At 49.8% G+C, this 25,977-nt stretch carries 22 protein-coding genes; 17 read left to right on the top strand and 5 right to left on the bottom strand.

Annotation, left to right across the window (positions count from 1 at the left end; translation table 11 throughout):
• The first annotated feature begins 148 nt into the window (after positions 1-148).
• The 14 genes from KK083_RS00850 to KK083_RS00915 all read left to right on the top strand — a co-directional run bounded on the left by KK083_RS00850 (position 149) and on the right by KK083_RS00915 (position 19,116).
• On the top strand, positions 149-1,315 hold the full coding sequence (locus tag KK083_RS00850; RefSeq protein ID WP_254159165.1) for a hypothetical protein: 1,167 nt from the start codon (positions 149-151) through the stop codon (positions 1,313-1,315).
• Complete coding sequence (locus KK083_RS00855; protein WP_254159174.1) at positions 1,312-1,860, top strand: condensin complex protein MksE; 549 nt, start codon at positions 1,312-1,314, stop codon at positions 1,858-1,860. Before KK083_RS00850 ends, KK083_RS00855 begins: the two co-directional genes overlap by 4 nt.
• Complete coding sequence (locus KK083_RS00860; protein WP_254159183.1) at positions 1,838-5,515, top strand: ATP-binding protein; 3,678 nt, start codon at positions 1,838-1,840, stop codon at positions 5,513-5,515. Before KK083_RS00855 ends, KK083_RS00860 begins: the two co-directional genes overlap by 23 nt.
• 410 nt (positions 5,516-5,925) lie before the next feature.
• Entirely contained in the window at positions 5,926-6,825 is a 900-nt protein-coding gene (locus tag KK083_RS00865; protein WP_254160010.1) for a helix-turn-helix domain-containing protein, read from the top strand.
• A 76-nt stretch (positions 6,826-6,901) separates the two neighbouring features.
• Entirely contained in the window at positions 6,902-7,150 is a 249-nt protein-coding gene (locus KK083_RS00870) for a hypothetical protein (RefSeq protein ID WP_254159186.1), read from the top strand.
• 88 nt (positions 7,151-7,238) lie between these two features.
• Positions 7,239-8,072, top strand: coding sequence for an SDR family oxidoreductase (locus tag KK083_RS00875; protein WP_254159188.1), 834 nt, complete (start codon positions 7,239-7,241; stop codon positions 8,070-8,072).
• A 143-nt stretch (positions 8,073-8,215) separates the two neighbouring features.
• Positions 8,216-8,779, top strand: coding sequence for an RNA polymerase sigma factor (locus KK083_RS00880; protein WP_254159196.1), 564 nt, complete (start codon positions 8,216-8,218; stop codon positions 8,777-8,779).
• 95 nt (positions 8,780-8,874) lie between these two features.
• Entirely contained in the window at positions 8,875-9,855 is a 981-nt protein-coding gene (locus KK083_RS00885) for a FecR family protein (RefSeq protein ID WP_254159198.1), read from the top strand.
• Between the two features lie 159 nt (positions 9,856-10,014).
• A complete protein-coding gene (locus KK083_RS00890) occupies positions 10,015-13,353 on the top strand; it encodes a SusC/RagA family TonB-linked outer membrane protein (protein WP_254159207.1) in 3,339 nt (1,112 codons plus the stop codon).
• A gap of 50 nt (positions 13,354-13,403) precedes the next feature.
• A complete protein-coding gene (locus tag KK083_RS00895) occupies positions 13,404-14,699 on the top strand; it encodes a RagB/SusD family nutrient uptake outer membrane protein (RefSeq protein ID WP_254159209.1) in 1,296 nt (431 codons plus the stop codon).
• 24 nt (positions 14,700-14,723) lie between these two features.
• Positions 14,724-15,647: a phosphodiester glycosidase family protein gene (locus KK083_RS00900; RefSeq protein WP_254159211.1), complete on the top strand. Its 924-nt coding sequence runs from the start codon at positions 14,724-14,726 to the stop codon at positions 15,645-15,647.
• 21 nt (positions 15,648-15,668) lie between these two features.
• Positions 15,669-16,988 (top strand): IPT/TIG domain-containing protein, encoded by a 1,320-nt coding sequence (locus KK083_RS00905; protein WP_254159227.1) that lies wholly within the window; start codon positions 15,669-15,671, stop codon positions 16,986-16,988.
• A gap of 6 nt (positions 16,989-16,994) precedes the next feature.
• Complete coding sequence (locus KK083_RS00910) at positions 16,995-17,834, top strand: phosphodiester glycosidase family protein (RefSeq protein WP_254159229.1); 840 nt, start codon at positions 16,995-16,997, stop codon at positions 17,832-17,834.
• A 205-nt stretch (positions 17,835-18,039) separates the two neighbouring features.
• Positions 18,040-19,116 carry an SGNH/GDSL hydrolase family protein gene (locus KK083_RS00915; protein ID WP_254159242.1) on the top strand — a complete coding sequence of 359 codons (1,077 nt, stop codon included), beginning with the start codon at positions 18,040-18,042 and terminating at the stop codon, positions 19,114-19,116.
• 7 nt (positions 19,117-19,123) lie between these two features.
• On the opposite strand, the gene KK083_RS00920 is transcribed toward KK083_RS00915, so the two are convergent.
• The 5 genes from KK083_RS00920 to KK083_RS00940 form a co-directional block, all read right to left on the bottom strand.
• On the bottom strand, positions 19,124-19,549 hold the full coding sequence (locus tag KK083_RS00920; protein WP_254159251.1) for an rRNA adenine methyltransferase: 426 nt from the start codon (positions 19,547-19,549) through the stop codon (positions 19,124-19,126).
• A gap of 26 nt (positions 19,550-19,575) precedes the next feature.
• Complete coding sequence (locus KK083_RS00925) at positions 19,576-19,878, bottom strand: putative quinol monooxygenase (RefSeq protein ID WP_254159253.1); 303 nt, start codon at positions 19,876-19,878, stop codon at positions 19,576-19,578.
• A gap of 78 nt (positions 19,879-19,956) precedes the next feature.
• The gene (locus KK083_RS00930) at positions 19,957-20,199 is read right to left on the bottom strand and encodes a DUF1059 domain-containing protein (RefSeq protein ID WP_254159255.1); all 243 of its coding nucleotides are present in this window, start codon (positions 20,197-20,199) and stop codon (positions 19,957-19,959) included.
• A 69-nt stretch (positions 20,200-20,268) separates the two neighbouring features.
• On the bottom strand, positions 20,269-20,709 hold the full coding sequence (locus KK083_RS00935) for a response regulator (protein ID WP_254159257.1): 441 nt from the start codon (positions 20,707-20,709) through the stop codon (positions 20,269-20,271).
• On the bottom strand, positions 20,706-23,375 hold the full coding sequence (locus tag KK083_RS00940) for a PAS domain-containing sensor histidine kinase (RefSeq protein WP_254159259.1): 2,670 nt from the start codon (positions 23,373-23,375) through the stop codon (positions 20,706-20,708). The genes KK083_RS00935 and KK083_RS00940 overlap by 4 nt, the downstream gene beginning before the upstream one ends.
• A gap of 206 nt (positions 23,376-23,581) precedes the next feature.
• Here KK083_RS00940 and KK083_RS00945 point away from each other — a divergent pair, with 206 nt between their 5' ends.
• From KK083_RS00945 to KK083_RS00955, 3 genes are all read left to right on the top strand, one after another.
• The gene (locus tag KK083_RS00945) at positions 23,582-24,394 is read left to right on the top strand and encodes an alpha/beta fold hydrolase (RefSeq protein ID WP_254159261.1); all 813 of its coding nucleotides are present in this window, start codon (positions 23,582-23,584) and stop codon (positions 24,392-24,394) included.
• A 144-nt stretch (positions 24,395-24,538) separates the two neighbouring features.
• Complete coding sequence (locus KK083_RS00950) at positions 24,539-25,360, top strand: AraC family transcriptional regulator (RefSeq protein WP_254159263.1); 822 nt, start codon at positions 24,539-24,541, stop codon at positions 25,358-25,360.
• A gap of 198 nt (positions 25,361-25,558) precedes the next feature.
• Positions 25,559-25,927: a VOC family protein gene (locus KK083_RS00955; RefSeq protein ID WP_254159265.1), complete on the top strand. Its 369-nt coding sequence runs from the start codon at positions 25,559-25,561 to the stop codon at positions 25,925-25,927.
• The last annotated feature ends 50 nt before the right edge of the window (positions 25,928-25,977 follow it).

Here is a 25,977-nt window from a genome sequence, read left to right on the forward strand (position 1 = left end):
TTTAGATCTGAATTTCGACACGCTATATCACGCCTGCCTGGCAAATTGATTGCAATTTGTTGGTATTTTTGAGGTTTAACAGCTCGACTTTCTGAAGCATCCCCTGACAATACGCGATCTCCTGAACCTGCTCTACCAGAGCCGCGACTTGGTTGAATTGCTGTTCGGCAGCAAGGACTCCGTGAACAAGTCAGAAATACTGGCCAGGGATGACATGTCTGATGAAAAGCTGGAGAAGCTGGTGGCGTATGAGATCATCCATGAGAACAACAACGTCATCGGGCTCGACGACAGGATCGTCACTTTTATTGAAGAGTTCCTGGAGATCGGCGAGGTAACAACCAGCTTTATCAACGACAATATCCAGTCGCTGAATGAGAACCTGAAATATTACCGCATCGACAACAACCCCAGGTTTCTGCGCAACATCAAACGTTCGTTGAAGAAGATCAGCTCCACCACATCACGCGAGGTGATGAAGCTGCACAAGAACATTGACGAAACCTATAAGAACCAGGATAACTACCTCATCAAGCTGGAGGAGCTGGATAAATACAAACGCAAGCGCGATGATATTATCAACCTGATCAAAGAATCGGAGCAGATTGTGTCAGAGGCGCAGGGATTCTTCAATACGATCATTGACGCGGAGCTGAACTCGATCGTGATCGACCTGCGGTACATCCTGGTGCGCAACCGTGACTACCTCAATGAGATCCAGGCACAGATCATCGACTACATTAACAGGATCCAATACCAGGCCGAGATCTATAAAAAGATCCAGCGGCTGAAGGAGCTGAAAGACTACGAAGAGCTGAAGTATAAAACAAATTTCGTCGAGGTAGTGGCAGAGACGAAAGCCCTGATGTTCCAGAAGCGGAATCCCCTCAAATCGAAGTTGTCCCTCGACTTCCTGCACACAGACCAGGGTTACGCCATTGTTCAGAAAGTTGCCGCCAAGATCAATATGCTGCGCAACACCGTGCGCAAACCGGCGGGAAAAATGGCCGAAGGATTCGATCTCAATAACCTCGAAGAGTCGGCAAGCCTCAACATTGAAGGGCTTGTGAAAAAATTCATGCACAGCGATACAGACCTGTTCCGCTTCGTGCTGGATTACAAGTTCCCGGAAAAAGTGGGCGAGCTGACCCTGGAGAAGAGAATATCCCTGTATGTAGGCATCTCGATAGATTACGACCATAACCTGGTGATCTCGGGCAAGACCGGCAGAATGGAATATATTAATGAAAAGAAACAGCGGCTGCGCCTCGGATATGCGATCATTATCCCCAATAAAAAACAAATGAAGGAATGAATTTACCGAAACAGACACCGGAGATCTTCAGCATCCTGAGCAGGGGCAACTTTATCAGTTCGAACGGAAGCAGGGGAAAGCTCTATGATATCATTGATCATGAGGGCAACTACGAACTGTTGAAAGAGTATTTCCGTCATACAGGATACACGTTGGAGCGTGGACACAACTACGTGTACTTCAGTCAATCCGATGAGCCCAACCTCATCCTGGAAAAGAAGCTGGAAGCATTTTCATACTATATCGATGTGATGGATTTCTTTTCGTCGATGGATACGAAGCCCACCGTGGGAACGCGATACCGTGTTACCCAGATCGCAGAAGAATGTTTTTCGAACGAACGGTTAAAGCAGAAAGTTTTTGCGCTTTCGCGGAAGGAGAAGATGGTTGATAAGGTAGCAGAGATCGCGGGCGACCTGGCGCAGGCTGGATTTTTTGAACAGGAGGATGAGGACACGTTTAAAGTAATGGATGCCATTCACTACCTGGAAGCCGTGATTTCATTGATAACAATTGAACAAGATGGAGAACAGAAGAATCCTTAACCGGATCATTTTTATCAATATAGCCAATACCGACTACAGCAGTGTTGAAATAGCGGGCAATACCTGCTTTGTGGGTACGAACAACATGGGTAAAACGACCCTGCAGCGTGCCATTTTGTTTTTTTACAGCGCCAATACCCGCGGATTAGGAATAGCGTCATCGCAAAAGACGTTCGAGGATTATTATTTTCAATACCCGAATTCCTATATCATTTACGAGATCGCGGCGGGAGACGAGCGGTTTCATGTGATGGTATACCGTAACAACAAGCTCTTCTACAGGTTTGTTGAAAACGAGTTTGTACAGGAACATTACATCACTGATAAGGAGGCATTGCTTCCCAAGGCAGTGCTCACAAAGTTCAACGAGCACCGGGTGAACTACAGCGACCAGATCGAAACGTTCGAACGATACCGTAACATCATCTACGGCGCCGATCCGGACAAGAAGTACAAGAAGTTCGCGCTGATGAAAGGCAATGCCAACTACCACAATATCCCGCTGGCCATCACTTCGATATTCCTGAGCTCGGAGTCGGTGATCAGGGCCGAGTTTGTGAAGGAATGTATCGCCAACTCCATCAGCTCGAAGCATACCACCATCGAGCTGAAAACCATCGAGCGGCAGCTCAGGCAGTTCACGGAGCGTTATCACGACATTGAGACCTTCTTCCGGAAGGAGAATACACAACGGGGCGACCTTATCCGCGACAACTTTTCACACATCCAGCAGCTGAAGGTAAAACAACGAGCCCTGGCCAAAGAACTGGGCGGAGCGTTGAAGTATGCCGAATTGCAAAAAGATACCATCGGTACGCAAGTTCATGAGCGCAAAGAGCACCTGGCCAAGGTTGAGAACGACTTCAGGGAACGGGAGCTGGTGCACCGTGACGAGAACAAGGAAGTGATCCAGGAGATCGGGGCGCTGAAATCGAAGCTGAAGGAAGCGGATAAAAAACAAAAGGAGTACGAAGACAGGAATATCGCAGACCTGCTGCGCGAAGCTGCCGAGAAGCCACAACTGCTGCTGGAGCTCCAGGCCCGTGAACATGAGTATGCAACACTGACAGCCGGATTCAGTGACATAGAACAACAGTTCAAGACTTTATTCGACGCGCTGGAGAATGAAAAGAAGGAGTTCGAACACGTGCTGAACAAAACCGGCCTGCAGCTCGATAAAAAATTCAACGACGACAAGAACGACCTGATAGAATCGCATCGCAAAGAAGAAACCGCGCTGAAGGAAAGACATGCGGCCGAGGCAGACCGTGTCCGGGAATTGAAAACACAAAAGGAGCTCGAGCGTAAGGACGCAAGCTACCGTGAGAAGGAGATCCAGCAACGGCGGTATTTTGACCACGAAATATCGTTGCTGAAGGGGCACCTTGAAGACCTCGCGAAACGGAAAATAGAACGCGCTTCCGCATTGTCAGTGAAGCATAACAACGTGGACTCGCTACGCAAGGAAGGCGAGCACATCCGGGAGCGAAACAGGATCACGTCCGAGCAATACATTGAAAAGAACAAACAGGAAGCAGCCGTACTGGAAGAAAAAATAAAGGTTATTGACGAAAAGCTTTCAGTGCATCAGCATGCATTCTTCGGGTACCTGCAGGATAACTACCCCGATTGGTATGAGACCATTGGCAAGGTGTGTAATGAAGAGATCCTGTTCAATAAGGACCTCAATCCCAAATTGCTGAAGAAAGGAGTGGATGCGTTGTATGGTATTCAGCTCGACCTGTCGCAGGTAAAAGTATATTCCAAAACGCTCGAAGAGTATGAGCAGGAGCGAAGCGCCACCAGGGAACAGATCGCGGCATTGAACCAGGCCTTCCTGGAGTTCCGCGAAGCCCAGGCGCATGAAGAGCAAAGTAAGCTCGCCGGCATTGGAAAGAAGACAGCACAACTGAAAAATGAGATCGCGCAGCTCGACTATGAGGCGGCGCAGGATGCTACGAAGGAGAAACAATACGACCTCGACTTCCACGAGTGGAAACGAAAAGGAGAGGAGCAGCGTGAGCAAGAGCTGGTGGAGGTTTATACCCACCACGATACGTTAAAGAAAGAGATCGCAACCCTGCAGCAGCAGCTGGAAGAGCTGGGCAGCGCCCTGGCGGAGAATATCAAACGTGTTCAGCAGGATTACAATGACCGGTATGTGAAGCTGAAGCGTACCTTCGACAAGGAAGCCGAGAAGATCAAAGAGCAGCGCGACGAAAAGCTCGAGGAATTTGAAGACCGTAAAGGCAAGCTTCAGAAGGAAAAATCCGCTGTGCTCAAGAAAAAAGGCATCGATGACACCCGCATCAAAAAGCTGAAGGCTAATATCGATTCCATCCGCAAGGCGCTCGAGAACCTGGAGAAGAACGGGGAGCTGATCAATGATTACCGCAAAGATAAACGCGAGCTGTTCGATCGCATCGACGAATTTAAACGTGATCGTGAAAAGCTGGAGGAGCGGATCAAACAGTCTGACCGGCACTTTGAACAGGAGCGGGAAGCTTATGAAAAGCGACGCAAGCAGCTGCAGGAAGAAGTGCGTGACCTGAGCGAATCGCTGCGGAAATACACCGAGGGCCTCAATCACTTCGACAATCACTTCAGAGACCGCGCGTTGTACGACCGCCTTCGTTACCTCATCGAAGAAGCGCCTGCCGAATATGCGGATGCCGGTATCGTGGGATTGTGCTCGCAGCTGCTGGCGAACGATACGGAGTTCCATACCCAGTTTGATAAGTTCAGAAGCAACATCGCCGAGTATGCAGGAAGGTTCCGCCCTGATAATCACCTTAATTTCAAAGTCAACCCGGCCGCAGGAGACCTGGAATATGAACGCTTTGCGGCCTACCTGGAAGACTTTCACAACGAAAACAAGATCCAGATCTCCATTGCAGAGGTTGCCAAGAGCCATGGTATGCTGATCGATGCCATAGCCAGCAAGATGAAAGCGCTTACCGAGCATAAAGGCAGGATCAATAAGATGATCAGCAAAATGGAATCTGATTTCAGTAAAGCGTCGTTCGAAGGCTCAAGACTGATCGAGTACATCAAGCTGAAGTCGGAAGACAGTGAGAATAAGGTGCTTCGCAAGCTTCAGCGGATAACGGAGTTTCGCGAGCAGAACCCGTTCCTGTATGGCGAAACCAACCTGTTCAGCCAGGGCAACAAAGCAAAAAGCGAGATCGACAAACGTTCTGTGGAATTACTGAGCGATCTGCAGAAGACCATCAGCGAAGAGCACTATGAGGAGATCCGCGTACAGGATCTGTTCGAGCTGCGTTTCAGGATCAAGGAAGGCCGTAACGATACGGGATGGATCGAAAAAATTGACAAGGTGGGCTCTACCGGCACCGATATGCTGGTGAAAGCCGTTATCTACATTACCCTGCTCAATGTGTTCATTAAAGAATCCACCGAGAAGACGGCGCGCAACTTTAGCGTACATTGTATCATCGACGAAGTAGGGCAGATCTCGGCTTCGTACCTGAAGGAACTGATCGCCTTTGCCGAAGAGCGGAACATCTGCCTCATCAACGGATTGCCCAACGAAAGCAAGCTCGAAACGCATTACAACTATACGTATAAGTTCAGAAAGGATGCGAACGGTTATGTGAAGGTTGTGCCCTTATTGACGATGAGCATCGAGCCTTAAATGCAGGTTCACACAAAGACCGCGAAGAATTTTTAACCGCGGAGAACGCTGAGAAGACGCAGAGGGCCGCAGAGCTTTTTCTTGCACACTCCTTGAACGAGCGTTAGCGAAACCTTTGCGTTCTCCAGTAATATCAGATAAGCGATTCAAGCAGATCTGTGCAGGCCAAAGGAAGTATCACATACATTTTCTCCGCGGTCTTTGCGCTTCCTTGGCGGTCTTTGCGTTTTGCATTTAACCGTGGCGTACCGCAATCAATTGTTTGAATTTCGCAAGTATTGGTTTGAATCTGTCAAGCGGCGCCGGTTTTGATTTAGTAACTTTGAATAAAGATACCGGATCTGAAGCGGAGGGCTTTTTTAAGGATATATCGATAGCGAGCGTTGATAAACAAGCAATTCATGGCGAAGATAAAGAAGACGGAAACAATCGAGGAATTCTATCAGCAGAAGTTCAACTGGATGCCCGAGAACCTGAGGCAGGAGATCGGTCATTTCAATGTTTTTCGTATTGAAGATTGTGTTGGTCCTAACGCCCAGCCGGTGGCCTATAGCAGGCGTGATTATTACAAGGTCACGCTCATACGCGGCCGCCATGTGTACCACTATGCCGAAAAAAGTGTGGAGGTATCCGGTACATCGCTCATTTTTTTCAATCCCCAGGTCCCCTATACATTTGAACAGCTCTCCGGTGACCCGACGGGATATTTTATCATTTTTAAAGAAGGCTTCTTCACGCGGCACCTTCCGGGAAGTATCGGCGACTTACCAATGTTTCAACCCGCTAACATGCCAGGTTACTTTCTCAATAAAACCCAGGACAAATACGTGAGCGGTGTATTCGAGAAGATGCTCGGAGAGATCAAATCAGACTATGTTTACAAGTACGATCTGCTGAGAAATTACACCATGGAGATCGCACACTATGCCCTGAAGATCCAGCCGACCGAAACATTGTATCAGCACACTCCGGCCAACACTCGGATCACCGCGATCTTTACAGAGCTTCTCGAAAGACAATTTCCCATCGAATCGCCCACGCAACGTTTCACGCTTCGTTCGGCAAGTGACTTTGCTGCACAGCTTTCTGTTCACGTGAACCACCTTAACCGCGCAGTTCGTATTACCACTGGCCGCACCACCAGCGATCATATTTTTAACCGGCTGGCCAGTGAAGCGAAGATACTGTTGAAACATACCAACTGGAATATTGCCGAGATCAGTTACGCGTTGGGTTTTGAAGATCCTGCTCACTTCAATCATTTCTTCAAAAAACATGCGCAGGTCACACCTTCCGCATACAGGAAGTAACGGCCATGCTCACCTTAAGCCGGAATAACGGTCAGTTCGATATCACCCACACATCGAACCAAACAGGCGTCGGCTCGTGTATTCATTTTCTGCCGATTTTCTGCCCGCCACCACGGTGCGCCATGTAAATGCCCTCGGGGTCTTTTCCCGGAAGAAAGTTAGTTATCAGCTGAGCGCAAAGGACGACAGGGCTATCGTAGAAGTATTGCGCAAACTTGATAGCGAAAAACGCTCGACGTATATTTTCTCCAGCCATCTTCAGAAAACTTATCTGATCGAGTTCATCCACATCATTACAAAATTGCATTTTCGCAACACTGTTTGAATCGGACAAGTATTGGTTTCAATGTAACAATGTGGAGCCTGTAACGGGTGATAATTTTGTTGAATAAATCAAAAACAAAATGTCACATATGAAAAAAACATGGTTTGTTACAGGCGCATCCAAAGGCTTGGGATTGGTAATGGTGAAGAAGTTGCTGGCAGCAGGTTATAATGTTGCTGCAACTTCACGAAACCTGAAAGAGCTGAAGAAGGCTGTAGGAGAGAGTACCTCCAGCTTCTTACCGCTTGCTGTCGATCTCGTTGACGAAGACAGTGTCGGTAACGCGATCGATGAAACGGTCGGGCAATTTGGCTCCATCGATGTTATTGCAAACAACGCTGGTTATGGATTGGCTGGCTCGCTGGAAGAGCTTTCCGACGCAGAGGCGCGCGCCAACTTTGATGTCAATGTATTCGGCTCATTGAACGTGATCCGGCGGGTGTTGCCCCACATGCGCAGGCAGCAGTCAGGCCATATTTTCAACATCGCCTCCGTTGCAGGCTTTATCGGCTCGTTCCCCGGCTTCGGCATCTACTGCGCTACAAAGTTTGCTGTTCATGGTTTTTCCGAATCGCTCGCCGAAGAGGTAAAACCGTTTAACATCCGCGTCACGATCGTGTCTCCCGGATACTTCCGCACAAACTTTCTGCAAAACGATTCGCTCCAGGTACCGAAGCATGAAATTGCAGATTATAGATCTGTGCGGGAGGTACTGTCTCTTCACCAGCATGGCATCAATGGTAATCAACCGGGCGATCCTGAAAAAGCAATTGACGCGATTATTCAGGTAGCCGAGGCTGGAAAAGCATTGACCCATCTCTTTCTTGGAAGCGACGCCTATGGCTTTGTCGACCAGAAGATCGCAGCCGTTGCCAAAGACATGGCCGAAGTCAGGGCGCTCGCTACCAGTACTGACTTCTAAACAAGTATCGCTTTCAGTAAAAAGTCCCTCCATGCAGGGACTTTTTTTATTTCCGGTGCGATGTTCTTTCGCAGGTTTTTAATAATTTGTTAACAAAACCTGCCCTGCCAGGTTCGGGAGCCCATTTAACTTGCAGTCAGAACGTGGAACAGGATTTACATCTCATCGAGCAGATCAAAAAAGGCAATCGTGTTGCCTTCAATGCGCTGTACCTTCGCTACTGGGAGGAGCTTTACCGTTTCGGTTATGGCATCCTGGGAGACGAAGACCAGGCTAAAGACATCCTCCAGGATATCTTCTTTGCCATCTGGCGAAACAGAGAGGCGCTGGAGATCAGGTCCGTTTCTGCGTACCTCCACACCGCGGTCAGATATGAAGTAACGCGTGCCCTTCGCAATGGAAAGCTCACTGCATCGCACGAAGAATGCCTTTCCGCATTGCCTTCGCCCCATTCCTCAGAGGCGCACCTGCACCTGGCCGACCTGGAAGATCAGGTGAAAGAAACATTGGAAAAACTGCCACAGAAATCACGCGAAGTGTTCTACCTGAGTCGTTTCCAGGAGCTCTCTAATAAAGAGATCGCGCAAAAGCTGAGCTTATCGCAGCGCACGGTTGAATGGCACATCTCCAGTGCCCTGCAGCATTTGCGTCAGTCCATGAACCACCTGGCCACATGGGTGGTATTGACCATTTCCCCGTTTTTGTAAGTTAATTATATGTTGCCGGGTTTACATCAATATTAAATCCGCTGTTCGACCCCGTGTGACCCGGTCCTTTTTACTCTTATGTGTAAAAGGATCATATGACCAAAGCGGAGTTTCTCGCTATACTGGAAAAAAACCTCGATGGCACCGCCACAGAAGCTGAACAAAAGCTGCTGGACGATTTTTACCGCCATCAGCTCGCGCAGTCGCAACAGAAGTGGACGTTCACAGAAAAGGAACGCATCCGCTTAGAGGTGTTCGAATCGCTCAACCGCGCCATCGATGAAGATGTGCGTCAACAGCGCCGCGCCCGTTTTGCACGGATCTGGCGGGTAGCAGCTTCCATCGCCGTTGTGCTTGCCGTTGGCCTCGGGCTTTACCTCGCACGGTTTGCTTCGAAAGAAATACAGTATCTGACCATAATTACACACCGGGGCGAGCAGAAAACCGTGACCCTGCCCGATGGCTCCCGCATCTGGCTTAACGCCGAAAGCTCCATCACTTATCCTGAGGAATTCACAGCGCTGGAAACGCGAAATGTTCAACTGAAGGGCGAAGCATTTTTCGAAGTAGCGCGCGACGAAGCAAAACCTTTTGCCATCCGTTCAGGCGATCTCATCACCACCGTTCTCGGCACAAGCTTCAACATCCGCGACTACCCCGAAGATCAGACGATCGCTGTCACCGTGGCCACGGGAAAAGTAAAAATCGAAACCGCAGGTGATCAACATCAGCAGACAGAAAGCCAACTTCTCGTTCCCGGTGAGCAGGGACTCTACAACAAGCAATCTGCCAGCATAGCAAAGATGCAGGTGAAGCTGGAGAAATACCTGGCGTGGCAAGGTGGTACCATTCTGCTGGAAGGTGTTTCATTGAAGGAGGCCACGGATATATTGAGCCGGCGGTATGATGCCGAATTTGTCTTCAAAAATCCGGCCCTGGAAACCTGCACGATCGACGGAAAATTCAGGAACGACAAGCTGGAGAATATTCTTGAGAACATACGCTTCCTGATGGGCATCGAGTACCGCATCGGGGAAGGCAACAAAGTAATTATAGATGGAGAATCATGTCACTAAACCACCATGCCTATGAAGAAATGCTGATAACCTGACAACATCGGGGACACTGATCCCTCCAAAAAAGAAAGCCCGCCCCTGCGCCAACAGGTTTGGGCTTCGAAAACCTTAATAACTAAGATTTTACACTAAATGCATTCAAATTTACTAAAAACGTTGATGTTCGCATCAAAGCAGACACTTTATGTCTTTATGCTGCAGGTTGCTGCCATGCAGCTGTTGCTCGCCAACACTTCCTCCAGTCAGTCGCTGAAGGAGACGAAGATCGGTATTCACGTGCGCAACGTGGAGCTGGTAAAGGTCTTCGGGGTGATCGAGTCGCAGACTCCCTTTGCTTTCACTTACAGGAAAAGCACACTGGGCGACGATCGCTATTCGTTCGACCATGATGAAATATCGGTTGAACAGGTACTGAACGAAATTTCGCGGAAGAGTAACCTGGAGTTTCGCCAGGTCAACAACAACATCTCGGTGATCAGGGCGCGGAGCCGGCAAACTTCTGTGGAGGTGCCACAGGAATCGCGCGGCGACATCCGGATCACGGGCCAGGTGCTCGATGAGAAAGGCGAGCCCATGCCCGGTGCCACCGTGCAAGTGAAGGATACCTCTATTGGAACTGTTACCGATGCCAACGGGAGCTTTACGCTTTCAGCGCCCGAGGGCAGTGTGCTGGTGATCTCTTTCATCGGCTACCGGCAGAAGGAAGTTACGGTTGGCACCAGCACCACCATCAATGTAGCGCTGGAGCCAGACATTTTGGGCCTGGGCGAAGTGGTGGTGATCGGCTATGGACAACAGGAGCGGAAAGAGGTGACCGCGGCCATCGCAAGCTTTAAACCTACGAACGAAAACGCACGGCCTGTGCTGGGCCCTGACCAGGTGATGCAGGGAAGGATGCCTGGCGTGTATGTGGGCGCCGGTGCAGGTACTCCCGGCAGCAATGTACGCGTGAGCATTCGCGGCATTGGCTCACTCAGTGGTCAGAACGAACCGCTCTATGTGGTGGATGGTATTCCGCTGGCCAATCACAACGCTGCCATGTTTGATATGGGAGAGGGCATGAACCCGCTCGCGCAATTGAACCCCAATGATATTGAGTCCATTGAAGTATTGAAAGATGCGGCTGCCGCGGCGATCTACGGTTCGCGCGCAACCAATGGTGTTGTGATCATCACCACCAAGACAGGTAAGAAAGGTATCTCACGCCTGGACGTGACGGCAAACTTTGGCGTTCAGTATCTGCCTTACACCAACAAGCTGAAAATGGCTGATTCGGATCTTTACCTCGAGGTAATGAATGAGGCCATTTATAACTATAATAGTCAGAATGGTTTCCAGCCCGGGGCGGCGAACTTTGTCGATTACCAGGTCAACCCTTATCCCGGATTGCCGGATAACGACTGGCTGAACCAGGTAACGAGGAACGCGGTCACGCAAAACGTGAATGTTTCATTCTCCAACGGCACCGACAAAACAAAACTTTACCTGTCTGCGGGCTACCTCGACCAGGAAGGTGTTGTGCTGACCAACCGGTTCAGGAAGTACAATGCCAAAGTGAATGTACAGCACGCGCCAACGTCATGGCTGGAACTGGGCACGAACTCCACTTTCAGCTTCACGAGGAATGAACGGATCCCCAATGGAACGATCGGTTCGGCCATCATGCTGAGAAGTGTTGGCCAGCGCCCTTATGATCGCCCTTACAAACCAAACGGTGAGTACTACACCGGCGGCACGGAAGAGCTGGTATATCACAACAACCTTCAGATCCTGAATGAGCAGGACAACCAGCTCGACAACTTCCGGTATTTGGGCAACTTCATTGGCGATGTCAGGTTTACGCCGTACCTGCATCTTAAAAATTCTTTAGGTGTCGATGTTATTTACACGGAAGACTTCACGTACTACAACGAAAAGCACCCGTACGGCGCAGGCCAGGGCCAGATCCTCGACGACAGAAGGATGATCACCAACGGGCTGATCGAGAACACACTTCATTTCGATAAAACTTTCGGCAACCTGTCGGTCAGCGCGCTCGTGGGGCATTCGTTCCAGAAAGTGAACACCAGCACATCGTACATCGACGGCCGCGGGTTTCCTTCTCCTTCTTTTGATGTGATCAGCGTGGCAAGCCAGATCGCCAGTGCTTCCACCGGCTACGGTCAGTATGCCCTGGAATCTTATTATAGCCGCGCCAATTTGAACTGGTCCGATAAGTACCTGTTGTCCCTTTCGATCCGTGCCGATGGCTCTTCGAAATTCTCGCCCGAAAAAAGATACGGTTCGTTTCCGTCGGCTTCCGTGGGATGGAATATCTCCAATGAATCTTTCTGGCCCCTGAACAGCACCGACCTGAAGCTGCGGGGAAGTTACGGCTCTACCGGCAACCAGGATGGTATCGGCAGCTACGCGTCACAGGCGCTCATGAGCGGTGGAACAAACTACAACAACAAGAGCGGATTGTCTATCACTACGTTTGGCAATCCGGATCTGACATGGGAAACCGCCGAACAGTTTGACGTAGGGATGGACCTTGCGATGCTGGAGGGTAAGCTCAATATCACCACCGACTATTTTGTGAAGAATACAAAGAACCTGCTTTACAGCATGCCCATCCATTCTACCAGCGGTTTTTCAAGTGTGACGAGCAACATCGGCTCGATGCGAAACAGTGGATTGGAATTGATGGTGAACTTCGGTCACAGCATCGGCCCGGTAACGTGGACGTCTGATTTCAACATTTCATTCATCCGCAACAAGCTCACGGCACTGCTGGGTGACGAGCCGCTGCTCATTGGCGCGAACAGGACCCTGCAGGTAGGTAAGGAGGTGGGAAGCTTCTATATGTACAAGATGCTGGGGATCTATCAGTCTGATGAAGAGGTTCCTGCACCGCTGTACGCACAAGGTGTAAGAGCGGGCGATGTGCGTTATGAAGATGTGGATGACAGCGGAACCATCACGGTTGACGACCGGCAGATCGTAGGAAGCTCCAACCCTGATTTCTATGGTGGATGGTCCAATACATTCCGCTACAGGAGTTTCGACCTGAGCGCTTTCGTCACGTATGCGCAGGGAGCGGAGATCTACGCCACCTGGAGAATTACAACGGATAGGTTAGGCTCCGGCAAGCAAGGTATCCGGCGGGAGGAAGCCCTGAACCGGTGGACAGGCCCTGGTACCAGCAACGAGGTGCCGAGAGCGATCTATGGGAACAGTTACAACCTTCAGAACTCTTCACGTTTTCTGGAAGACGCGTCTTTTGTTCGACTGAGGTCGGTGACGTTGGGTTATTCACTTCCAAAACCGGTCCTGGACAAGCTGCACATGGCAAGGTTGCGGGTATACGTTCAGGGCGATAACCTGGCCCTGCTCACGCGTTATTCCGGTATCGATCCGGAGGTCTCCAAAGATTACGATGCGCGTTTTATGTCTGATGACAACATGAACCTTCCGCAGCCGAGGACGATCAGTTTTGGTATCAATGCAGGATTTTAATCAAATCTCATGTCCCGTGTCTCATATCTCAAATCTCACATCTCATATCTATGAAATTACTTCTTAAAACATATTTATTGATCGCGCTGGTGGCAGTGACGTCGTGCAGCGATCAGTTGGACCTTTACCCCAGGTCTGCCGTGTCTGCGGATTCGGAGCTCACGGAGGATGATGTTGAATCTTTCCTCATCGGGGTTTACGCTTCTGTTCAAAACAATCCGGGCAGGGAGTCTTATATATTTCCCGATCTGCTCGGCGGAGACCTGAACTCGGCCAGTGCTACCAACGGTGCCGGTACCAACATTTTCATCAGCAACCTGCTGAGGCCCGAGCACGGCTACATCAGCGCTACCTGGAACGGCTATTTCAAAGCGCTTTACCAGGTGAATACGCTGATCACCAGCCTTAACCGGATGTCGGAGACTCCAAGAAGGCTGCAAATAAAGGGTGTGGCACATTATTTCAGGGCTTACCTCTATTACAACCTGGTGACCAAGTTTGGTGGTGTGCCCTTGCTGAGAGAAAATACCCTGGAGAAACTGCCCAGAAGTTCGGCTGCAGAGGTGTGGCAGCTTGTAGAAGAAGACCTGACCATTGCCATGAACAATGCCCCGGCCTTCACCGAAATAGGAGGGGATTTTTATTTCGTTTCCCGCGAAGCCGCACAGGCGTTGATGGCACGTGCCAAGCTCACACAAGGCAAAAACAGTGAAGCTGCTGCGCTGGCCGAGCAACTGATCGCTTTGCCAACTTTCAGGCTCGATCGCTTTGACAAGATCTTCCGCGGCGCTGCCAACACCGAGCTGATCTTCGGCTTTAAAAATCAAACGTCGGAGTCCAGCATCAACATGTCTACACTCTTTTACACTTACGCTCACCCGCAAAGTGGCTCTTATGTTTACAAACCCAACCCCGGCGCCATGACGATGTTCGAGTCGGGCGACCTGAGGGCTGCCATATCGGTCGATACATACAGTGGCCTGAACGTGGTGAACAAATATCCCAGCGGACAAAAGGGAACGGATCCCATCAACGTGAGCAGGCTGGCGGAGTTGTATCTCATCAGCGCAGAGGGGCAGGGCCTTGCAGGAATTGGCAGGCTTAACGAGCTGCGGGCGGCAAGAGGGCTTGGCGCCGTGAGCGCAGGCTCGGATGATCAGTACCTCAACCTCATCCTGGAAGAAAGAAGGCGGGAATTGTTCGCCGAAGGATTCCGGTGGGTAGACCTTGTGAGGACCGGCAAGGCGAAGGCGGTGCTTGGCATCCAGGACCGCGAAGTATTGATGCCCCTTCCGGAAACAGAGCTGCTGCTCAATAAGAAGCTGAAGCAAAATGACGACTATTAATCTATCGGAATAAAGAGATCAATCATGAACAATTATATAAAACGTTGTTATTCAATTCTTGCGTTCGCTGCGCTGCTGTGTGCGGCGGGCTGCGGGGAAGACGAACCTGGCATTGCGAAACGCGACTATGCACCCGTAACCCGTGCGTTGATGGATAATTCAGACCTGGTGAGCACCGTATTCTGGGATACAACCTTTGTGGTGGCGCCTGGTGTTGAGGAGACGGACATTCATTACCTCTCGATGAAGGGCCTTGGCATGCACATGTTTGTGCTGAAGGTCGATCTGAATGCGGAGGGTGTGCAGCTTTCGCCGATGACTCCTTACGGGGCCACAAGTTTCGGGATGCAGTCCATACCCGAGATGATGAAATGGGTTGATGTGCCCGGCAAAAAAGTGGTGGCCGGGTTCAATGCCGATTTTTTTGATATGGCCTCGGGTTTGCCAAGAGGTGTTGTGCACCTCGACGGGGCGATCATCAAAGACACCCCGATGGCCGGAAGGTCGATATTTGGTTTAAACGATCAGGGAAAGCCAATGATCGTACACTCCAATGATTACCCTGCAGCGAAAAGTACATTGTTCGAGGCGCTGGGTGCCAGCAACATCCTGGTGAAAGATTACCTGCAGACCCCCATTCCCGCCGAAGCGTCACTGGTGGATCCGGAACCGAGAACTGCCGTGGGATTCACCGCAGACAATGTGGTGTATTTTGTGGTGATCGACGGAAGAAGATTTGAATACTCCAACGGTATGTCTCTTGCCGAGGTCTCTGAAGTGTTCATGGCATTGGGGGCTAAAGACGCCACCAACCTTGACGGCGGCGGCTCCTCTACCTTCGTTACGCTGCATTCCGTTGCCGATGTGTGGCATGTGAGAAACAAGCCGTCGGACGGAACCCCCAGGCCCGTTGGAAATGGCTGGGCCATATTGGTCAATAAAAATTAAGGGCGACAAAATTTGTACATCATGAAATCTATTCAATATATCATCATAACATTTTTTTGCGCTGCCTTTTGCGCGTGCTCCTCTGACGACGATTCACCCGCCAGAAACAGGTCACCGTTTGTGATGTCTGTTTCACCCGTGCAGGGTCAGCCAAAGGAGGTGATCAGAATTCAGGGACGCAATTTCAGCGGCATCAGAGAGAACAATGAAGTAATGTTCAATGACCTGCAGGCGGTGGTGATCGAAGCCAACAGTAATGAGTTGCAGGTAGTGGTTCCGTCAGGTGTGGGCCAGGCCATGGTGCATGTGCGGGTAGGAGGTCAGGAAGCACAGGGCGCCGTACCTGCGTTCACGTACCTGGAGCTTACGGACTACGCGGTGGTTACGCTGGCGGGAAGCAGCAACGCCGGGTTGCAGGATGGCACAGGGCCGTCGGCGCTTTTCAGAAACCCAGAAGGTGTGGCGATCACGCCTGGCGGAGACATTATCGTAACGGATAGGGCAAATAACAGCATCCGGAAAGTCACGGATGATGGCGTGGTGACAACGATCCTTGGCAATGGAACGAGCGGGTTCTCGAATGGCGATGTATCGGTGGCCACGCTTGCTTTTCCGTGGAAGTCGTGCGTTGACAAGAACGGAAATATCTTCATCGCTGACAGAGACAATCACGCCATCCGCAAGATCGATATCAGCAACGGACTGGTGAGCACCGTGGCAGGCGCAGGCACCGCAGGGTTTGCCGATGGTGCCGGAGCCCAGGCAAAGTTCAATCAGCCCCTCGACGTCGCCGTAGATGGCAACGGCGTGTTGTATGTGGCGGACAACAACAATCACCGGATCAGGAAGATCTCACCTGAGGGCGTAGTGAGCACCCTGGCAGGCGGTACAGCCGGATTTAAAGATGGCGACCTCGCAACGGCGTTGTTCCGGAACCCGTCAGGGCTAACGGTAGGCCCCGACGGCAATGTCTACATAGCGGACAGGCTGAACCACCGGATCCGGAAGATCGACATAACTTCGGGGCAGGTCACCACCGTGGCCGGAGCCGGCACCACCGGAACACGTGATGGCATTGCGGCTGAAGCACAGTTCAATAACCCATACGGCATCGAGGTGGGAGAAGACGGCGCCGTCGTTATCGCCGACCTGAACAACAACAAGATCCGGATGATCGAAGGTGGTACAGTAACCACCATTGCCGGAAGCACTACCGGATTTTTGGACGGCGCAGGGATCCTGGCTAAATTTAATTCGCCCACGGATATTGCCATCCACAACGGGATCATTTATGTGCCGGATCTCACGAACCACCGGATAAGGAAAATTTATAAAAAATAAAGTGTTATGAAGAAAAGAACGATGCGAAAGGCATGGCTCATTGTTTGTGTTGTATTGTCACAGACGGCAGTTTTTGGTCAGCTGCCAGGATTTGAAAAAGTGGAATGGAAAACGGAAGAAGTGGCCAAGGGCATTACGTGGAAGCATGCCCACACAACGGCCTTGCTGAATGCAGCACAAAATATCAACATCCTTGAAATAGACACCCGGAAAAGATCAGTGACGCTGGTCTATGATAAGGATAAGAACAGGATCACGAGTGAAATGTCGCAGGCAGCAAAAGCGCTGGCTTCCGTCAACGGTGGATTCTTTGATATGAAAAACGGCGGTTCCGAGTCGTACATCAAAGTAGATGGCGCTGTGCCGGACAAGGACACGCTGAAATGGTTGTCGCACTCCCGTTATTCAGGTGCGCTGATCATCACCACAAAAGGGCAGATCGTCATTGAAAAAAGAGGCAATTACAAGGCTTATACAGCCAACAGGAAGTATGACGACGTGCTCATCACGGGGCACCTGCTGATAGACGACGGCGCAAGGGTTGCCCTGAAGGATGAACCCTTTGTAACGAAACGCCATCCGAGAACGTGCCTGGGTTTGATCTCCAAAAATAAAATGATCCTGGTGACCGTAGACGGCAGGTTCGAGCAGGCCGATGGCATGAACCTGAACGAGCTTACAGACCTGATGATCTCCCTGGGGTGCAAGGAGGCCATCAACCTGGATGGCGGCGGCTCCACAACGATGTGGCTGGCGGATCAGGGTGTTGTAAACATGCCCTGTGATAATAAGAAGTTCGATCATGAAGGCGAGCGGCCGGTGGCGAATATAGTTGCCGTTCATTGAAATAGTAGGCAGTAGGCAATTTCCGATCGCAGGCGATCGGAGCAGTAGGCAAAGGTGCACCTAACATTCATCGGGCCGTGTGCTCAACCAGCAAATCATAATACGGCCTTGATTCGCACCACCCATCCTTTGCCTACTGCATGATAGCTTCAGCTATCATGATTGCCTACTGCCTACTATTTCCATACTTATTAAAATAACAACCATGAAAATAAGTCTAACGATCGTTTTTTTGTTTTTTGTCTATTACGCAGGATCGGCGCAGGATGTTCAATACACCGATGCAAAGGCGCTGACGTTGTACGGCAGATCCGCTGTATCCGGTCCGCATTTTCACCGTGTTGATACCGCGCGTTATAACGACATGCCAAAACACGTGAAGGTCTTGGCAACTTACCCGGCAGGACTGGCCATCGCGTTTAAGACCGACAGCAAGGAGATCTATGGGCGATGGCGCATAAAACATGGCAGGTCGTATAAGAACATGACAATGATCGCCAGCCGTGGACTGGACCTGTACATAAAGCGCGATGGTCAATGGGTTTTTGCGGGAGCAGGTGTGCCCGGCGATACCGTTACCACACACAAGATCGTTGGCAATATGGCGGATGGCAAAAAAGAATGCCTGCTCTTTCTGCCTACGTATGATGAGTTGCTGGAACTGGCGGTGGGTGTTGAAAAGGGGAGTTATGTACGCCCATTAACAATAGAATGGAAAGGTAAGATCGTGATCTACGGATCTAGCATCACACAAGGTGCATCGGCGTCAAGACCGGGTATGGCGTACCCCGCGCAGCTCTCCCGCCGCCTGGGATATGAGATTGTGAACCTGGGTTTCAGCGGCAGTGGTAAGATGGAAGAAAGTGTTGGCCGCATGGTGGCCGATGCGGGGGCAGACCTTTTCATCCTTGACTGTGCTGCCAATCCATCACCGCAGGAGATCCTCGATCGCACGGAAAATTTTGTGAAGCAGATCCGTGTAAAACATCCTGGTGTGCCCATTCTGATGATCGAAAGTGTAGTGCGTGAAGGTGGCAACTTCGATCAGAAGATCCAAAAGAGGGTATGGGATCAAAACAATAATTTCCGGAGAATGCACGCCAAATTGGTGCAAGAGGGGATGGAGAAACTTTATCTGATCAATGGAGACGATCTTCTCGGGCACGATCACGAAGGCACGGTCGATGGCACACATCCCAACGATCTGGGCTTTGATAGAATGTTACAGGTGATCGAGCCGAAGGTCAGGGCTATTCTGACGGGGAACTATCCAACGGAGTAATTTGCGCTTACTGTTGTACGCGTTCTATTCCTTTATTGATGCCGGTCCTGATCATATTGCCGTAACCGTCATCCGGTAAGAAAGCAGCATAATGAGAAGCCAGCTGATAATTTTCGCGTGCCTGCTCAAGATCGTTCATATCCTCATAACACTTGGCAATATTCAAGTAGAGAGAGGGATATACGGATCTAACTTCCTCGCTGTCGATCTGGAGGGCCTGGCTTAAGGCTGTTTCATCCCATTTCAATTTATCTGCTACCGTGGGCTGATGCCGGGCAACATAGTGCGCAGCGATAAACTTTTCAGTGACGGTTGTGGCCTCTCGCCATGCCTGTTGAAACCGTTCGGCGGCCTCGGCAGATTTTCCTTCGCCTTCTAGCAGCATCCCACCGCCGCAAAGCCTGACAATGTTGTTTTCCGGATCGAATTGCATGGAGTGTTTTTTTTTGAAAGCCTGCCCTACTTGATCTTCATGTGAGGGATCAGCGGTATTGTTTCGATAAGCTCCAGCGACTTTACCATACCCTGAGTACCGTTCTTGTACTTAAGAAAGTGTGGCGTCCGGATGTGTTTTCTGTACGCTTCATCGTTTGCGTAGATCTCAAGAATAGTGATGTGCGTTGGTCTGTTCTTTTCGGCAACGGCATATAAGGTCAATACACCGGGCTCAGCCTTAACCGAGGCCTCGATTTCTTCCTTCAGAAACGTGTTATAACTTTCCAGCTGCGTTGAATCGATCACCAGTTTTGCCAGGCGGACCATTTGTTTGTTTTCATCCTGTGCTAACAGATTGCTGCAAAGCAAAAGAGCGAAAATTAATAGTGACGCGTTTTTCATCGTTTATCCATTGTCATCCGGTGTGCTGTTGAATGCTTTTCGTTTTTCGTCCATCCAGGCAGTCATCGCTTCCTGGGACGTCATGGCGTTACGCATCTCGTTCATCGCTTCGATATGCGCTGCGTCGCCCTGTTGTACCATTTCACGCGCGTGCTTGCTCACCATCATGGCGATCTCGTCGAAACTATTGGCGCTGAAGGTCTGGTTGCAGGCTCCGCCCAGTTGTTTGCAGGTCATTGTTTTCATTTATTCCGCGTTTGTTAACAAAGATACCATTTTCGCTGGCTGTTAAAATAGTATAAGCAGGAGAGGGAATCAGTTTTCTTTTGAAAGAAGGTATGCGTCGTTAATGGCGTGCTCCAGGTCATGGCTGCCCAGCTTACAAACGACAATGGACAGGATTCGCTCAAGCGCTTTTTGATTGCTTGGTTTTACAATGAGACCGTGCGCATTCAGATCGATCGCAATTTCCTTGTCCCTTGGATTGGAGGAAGTGGTGTAGATGATCACAGGAATGCTTTTTAGTTTATGATTCGTTTTTAATGCGGCAAGGCACTGCCATCCATTCATCTCCGGCATATTAAGATCCAGGAAGATCAGATCGGGCAGGCTCGATAGGTTTGTTTCCAGGTGTTGAAGCAACTGCTTGCCATCTTCAAAGCGCATGAACAGCGCCGAGGGACAAGCGTACTGCAGGGCTTCCTGGAATATCTCAGCATCGTCTGAGTCGTCATCGGCTAACAGGATTTTTTTCATTCTTTGGGTAATAGAATTTTGAATTCAGCACCGACATTTTTTTGCCCTTTGGCGCTGATGGATCCACGGTGACTTTCCACGATCTTCTTGCATAGCGCAAGGCCAAGGCCCGAGCCTTCATATTTGTCTTTGGAATTTAAACGGAAAAATGTGCTGAAGATCTTTTCCGCATACACCTGGTCAAACCCGATCCCATTGTCTGCAACCGTTATCTCATGGTATTCCTTTGAATCCTGTTCCTCCGTGGCGGATGAGATCGAGATCTTCGACGGGATCCCTTCGTGCGAGAACTTTAATGCATTGTTGATCAAATTGTAGAATAACTGATAAAGAAGGTCTGCATTGCCATACACTTGCGGCAGGTTCGCAAAATCAATGATCGCTTTCTTTTCGCCGATCGGTACTTCAAGGTCTATCAGGATGTGTTTGACGATTCTATTGAGGTCAACATGCTGAAGGCCATGTTCGCCCGCGTTTAACGAGGCGTAGTTCAGCACCCCGTTGATCATCGCGTACATCCGATCCGTTGCACTGATGATCTTCCTGATAAAGGTGTTTCCCCTGTCACCCAGTGTGTTCTGGAACTCGTCCTGAAGTTTGAAGCTGAATGTTTTGATCTTTCTTAGCGGCTCTTTCAGGTCGTGGCTCGCCACGTGGGCAAACTGTTGCAGATCGTCATTGGATCGCTGAAGCTCGAGCGTGCGTTCCCTGACCAGACTTTCAAGATTCATTTCGAGGGTCTTCTGATCATGCACATCCGTGGCGGTACCATACCATTTTATGCCCTCATCGGTCTCATAGGGATAAGCCCTGCTCAAATGCCACCGGTGCGAGCCGTCTTTCATCTTGATCCTGTGTTCGATCTGATACACCTGATGTGTTTTAACAGCCCTGCTCCATGTTTCCCATGTTTGCGTAAGATCATCCGGATGCACCATGCCCTCCCAATGCCATACGCCGTTATCATCCTTTCTTGCGCCTGCAAACGCCTGGACCCTGTCGTTGTAATAGGCAACACTTCCGTCTTCATTGGCGATCCATACAACCTGGGGCATCGAGTTTGCAAGCGCGCGCAAACGCATCTCGTTTCTTTCAGCGTTCTGCCTGGCGTTCGCGATCTCTGTCACATCGTTGGCAATCGCTAAAAGCCCTTCAATACCTCCCTCAGTATTGCGAAGTGGCTGGAAGGCGAAGTTGACGGTAATGGTTTCCTGTTTGCCGGCCCTCATCACCGTGATCTGCGTTTCCGGCGACGTATAGGGGGCTCCGGTTTGCAAGACATTTTCCGCAATTTTGTCTATTCCCTGGTCCTTTATTTCCGGCAGCGCTTTCCATGCCGGCTGATCAATTACTTCATTCCGCTTGCGGCCCCAAAACTGAAGCATGGTCTCATTCGCCATCTCAATCACCAGCAAAGGCCCTTTGAATACGGCAATTCCTACGGGCGTTTGCTCAAACAATCTTTGCACACTTTCTTCCCGTTCTATCAGAGCAAGTTTATATTTCACCTGGTCGGTCACATCAACGGTCATGTGATGAATGCCGTAAACTTTTCCAGCGCTGTCTTTGAGTGGTTTGTAAGTGTAGTTGAAATAACGCGCCTCAAGCTTGTCGCCGCGTTCCAGTATTGCCTTTTGCTCGGTTCCCGTATAAGCGATCCCGGTTTTATATACCTGATCGAACTGATCAAAAAATGGCTGGCCCTCCAGTACCGGCATGGCCTCCCGGATCGTTTTTCCAATCACCGATTCATCTTTATCCCAGAACCCAAGCATCACGTTGTTGACGTATTTGATCCGTATCTCCGGCCCTGAATACAGCGCCATGCCAACTTCCGGGGTTTCCGTGATCAAGGTTCTGAACCGTGCTTCGCTTTCCTTTAGATTTTCAAGCGAAAGCTTTTCCTCTGTGATATCATGTACGGTGCCGATCAATCGTACAGCCCGGTGATTTTCGTCGAACAGATAAGTGCCGTGCACCTTCACCCATCTTTCATCACCATTGTGCTTAAAGATCCGGGCTTCATAAGAAAGCAGCCCGCTCTCTAAACCGGCGCCATGGGCTGCTTCACGTATACCCTGATCGTTGGGATGGAGCCTTGAAACGTAATCTTCATGCCGCCCCGGCCGTTCGAAGCCGAATATCTGATCAAGTCTTTTGGAAGCATAAAATTCACCCCTTTCCAGATCTTTTTCAAACGTGCCGAGCCCCACGGATTCAATTGCTATTCTTGCACGGGCCTCCGCCTGTTCAAGGCGCTGTTTGGCCACAACCTGGTCGGTGACGTTGTAACCCACTGCCAGCACACCCGCGATCTGACCGTTGTCGTCACGGATTGCTTTAAAAATGAAGTTAACGTAAACCTTTTTAAGCGTGCCACCCAGATTCAGATAAGCCGTCCGCTCTTGTCCTTCAAAAGTTTCACCGGTGCTGTAAACCCGCCTGAGATCTTCAAAAACGGCTTGCCCCGCCATTTCTGGCATCGCTTCGAGCAGCGGTTTTCCAACGATGGACTCGTCCTTGCCCCACAGCATCAATGTGGCATCGTTGGCCATCTCAATGAGAAAGTCATCGCCCGAGAGCAAGGCCGCCGAGAAAGGAGCTTCCTTGAACATGCTCTTGAAGCGCTGCTCGAATACATCCAGGTTCAGAATTGTTCTAATCACCTTTTAATGACTTATCAGATTCCACGTATTATTTACATGCCAAAAAAGATTTACCGGCTGTGCTGAAGTTTTTATCAGTACCCGTTCAGGCTATCGGTTGCTGTTGGCACATCAGGGACCGTTTGCGCTCCAGCCTGACCGGTGAAGCGGCTGACAGTTGGCGCTTCGGGCATGTTATTTGATCATTCAGGCTTCAAGTCTGCCGCATGGAAGCAACAGCAAAAGATCTTCATAAGAAGCACAATCTGAACATAACAGGCCAGGGAGACAAGGTTATGCTCTTTGGGCATGGCCTGGGGCTTGATCAGCAAACCTGGCGGCTGGTAGCTCCAGCGTTTGAAGCCGATCACAAAATAGTGTTGTTCGATTATGTGGGGTGTGGCAGGTCTGATAGAAATTTATTCAACTGCGAAAAGTATCGTAGCCTTGAAGGTTATGCCAATGATGTGAACGATTTGTGTGACCATCTTCACCTGCGGAATGTGATCTTTATCGGCCACTCGATCAGCTCGATGATAGGCCTGATCGCAGCGCTTAATAGACCGGACATTTACAGCAGATTGGTATTCATCGCACCATCGCCCCGATACCTCGATGACGTTGAAGGCTACATTGGTGGCCATCAAAAAAGTGATGTGGACAAGATCATTAAACAAATAGAGGAAGATTACATCGGGTGGGCCAAAAGTGCGATGCCATCGATAGTGAATCAGTCGAACCCGCCTGAGCTGGTTGATGAAGTGATCCGTACATTTATTGCCAATGACAAGGACCTGCTAAAACAATTCGCGCTTGCTTCATTCTTTATCGACTACAGAAAGGACCTGCTGAAATTCGATAAGCCATGCCTGATACTGCAAAGCGGAGATGATGTTATGGCGCCGCTGCAAGTTGGCGATTACCTGCACGCCCACCTTACACAGAGTATGCTGATCAGGCTGAAAGGCAAGGGGCACTTTCCCCAGCTCACATCGCCCCAGGAGGTAATTGCCGGGATCAAAAAATTTCTTGCTGAATAACGATCGTTTCAAATATAGACGTACGCCAGAAAAAAAACAGTTTTCAACCGCACGCTAATGACAGCATTTTTATGTTGCATGGTGCTAAAAACGTAAATTGTAGCCCGGACTAAACGTTATCAGTTAGGAAAACGCGGCTATTCAATGAACTACCAAACATTCCAGCCCCAGTCAGATCTGAGATCGGTCGTAAAATGTTATTGGACGTTGGAAATTCCCGCTCAAAAAGACGTTGAAAAACAGCTCATCATCCCTGACGGATGCATCGACATGATCTTTATTCTCGGCGACGATGTAAAGCGATTTACCTCCGGAGATGAATTTATCATTCAACCCCGCGAAATGGTTCTCGGACAAATCACCGGGCCATTTTATGTGCAGCCATCAGGTTACGTCAGTTCCTTTGCCGTTCGTTTTTATCCTTATGGTTTTTCAAATTTTGTTTCTTCGTCCATCAAGAAATTAGCCAACAAAGAGACACCGCTGGCTTTATTGTTCGGTGATGAGCCTTCACAAGCATTGACCGAAGCCATCATACAGGCAGCGAACACGTCCGCAAGGATCGAAATAGTAGAAGCCTTCCTTTTGGAAAAGCTGACCGACAAAACGATCATTGATAACGTTGTGAAGCGGACCATTGATACCATACTTTCAACCGGTGGAAACACCGCGATAAACACCATTCTGAAAGATGACCTGTCAAAGAGAAGGCAGATGGAGCGGAAGTTCGTTCAACAGATCGGCATCAGCCCGAAACAACTGGGTAAAGTGATCAGGCTGCAATCTGCCCTGAAGAGATTGCTGAACCGGCAGCCCGAAAGTTTGACGGAGATCGCCTATGAAAGTGATTATTACGACCAGGCCCACTTTATTAAAGACTTTAAAGAATTTACCGGCACAACACCCCGCGCATTTTTAGAAGACGGCACCATGGCGCTGTCGTCACTTTTTTATAAAAAAGATTAGTGTGTCGCATTTTTACAATTCCCGCCTTGTCAGGCCCCGTACACTTGCATTGTTAATTCACTATTGAAGAAAATGATCAGGTCAATCATCAGCTCATTGATCGCGGCAAGCGTGTGTGTAACGGCTTGCACCCAACGCGACAGCACTCATTCGCAAACCGAGAAAAGTAGCACCATTGTACATCAAAAAACGGGTCGTATGAAAAATTTAGTTTCAATCGTTGAAATTCCTACCGCTGATTTTTCCAGGGCAATGGATTTTTACCAGAAGATCTTAGCCATCAACATCGAGGTGGTGGAGATGGAAGGTATAAAGATGGGGTTATTCCCCAACGCAGGTGATGGTACAGTTGTGCAGCTGCTCCATGCTGATGGCTATAAACCTTCCGTTGACGGCACCGTGATTTATTTGAATGGGGGTGATGATTTGCAAAAAGTGGCAGACAAGATAGAAGCGAATGGCGGCAGGATAGTGACCCCAAAAACTGAAATAGGACCTGATATGGGTTTCTATGCCGTGTTTACCGATACAGAAGGAAATAAATTAGGATTGCACTCGCTCCACTGAAGTTAAAGGGTTGCGTTGTGCCGGTAGCAGGAGGAATTTATCTGCCTGGC

The organism is Chryseosolibacter histidinae (genome assembly GCF_018598225.1).
GTDB classification, from domain to species: domain Bacteria; phylum Bacteroidota; class Bacteroidia; order Cytophagales; family Cyclobacteriaceae; genus Chryseosolibacter; species Chryseosolibacter histidini.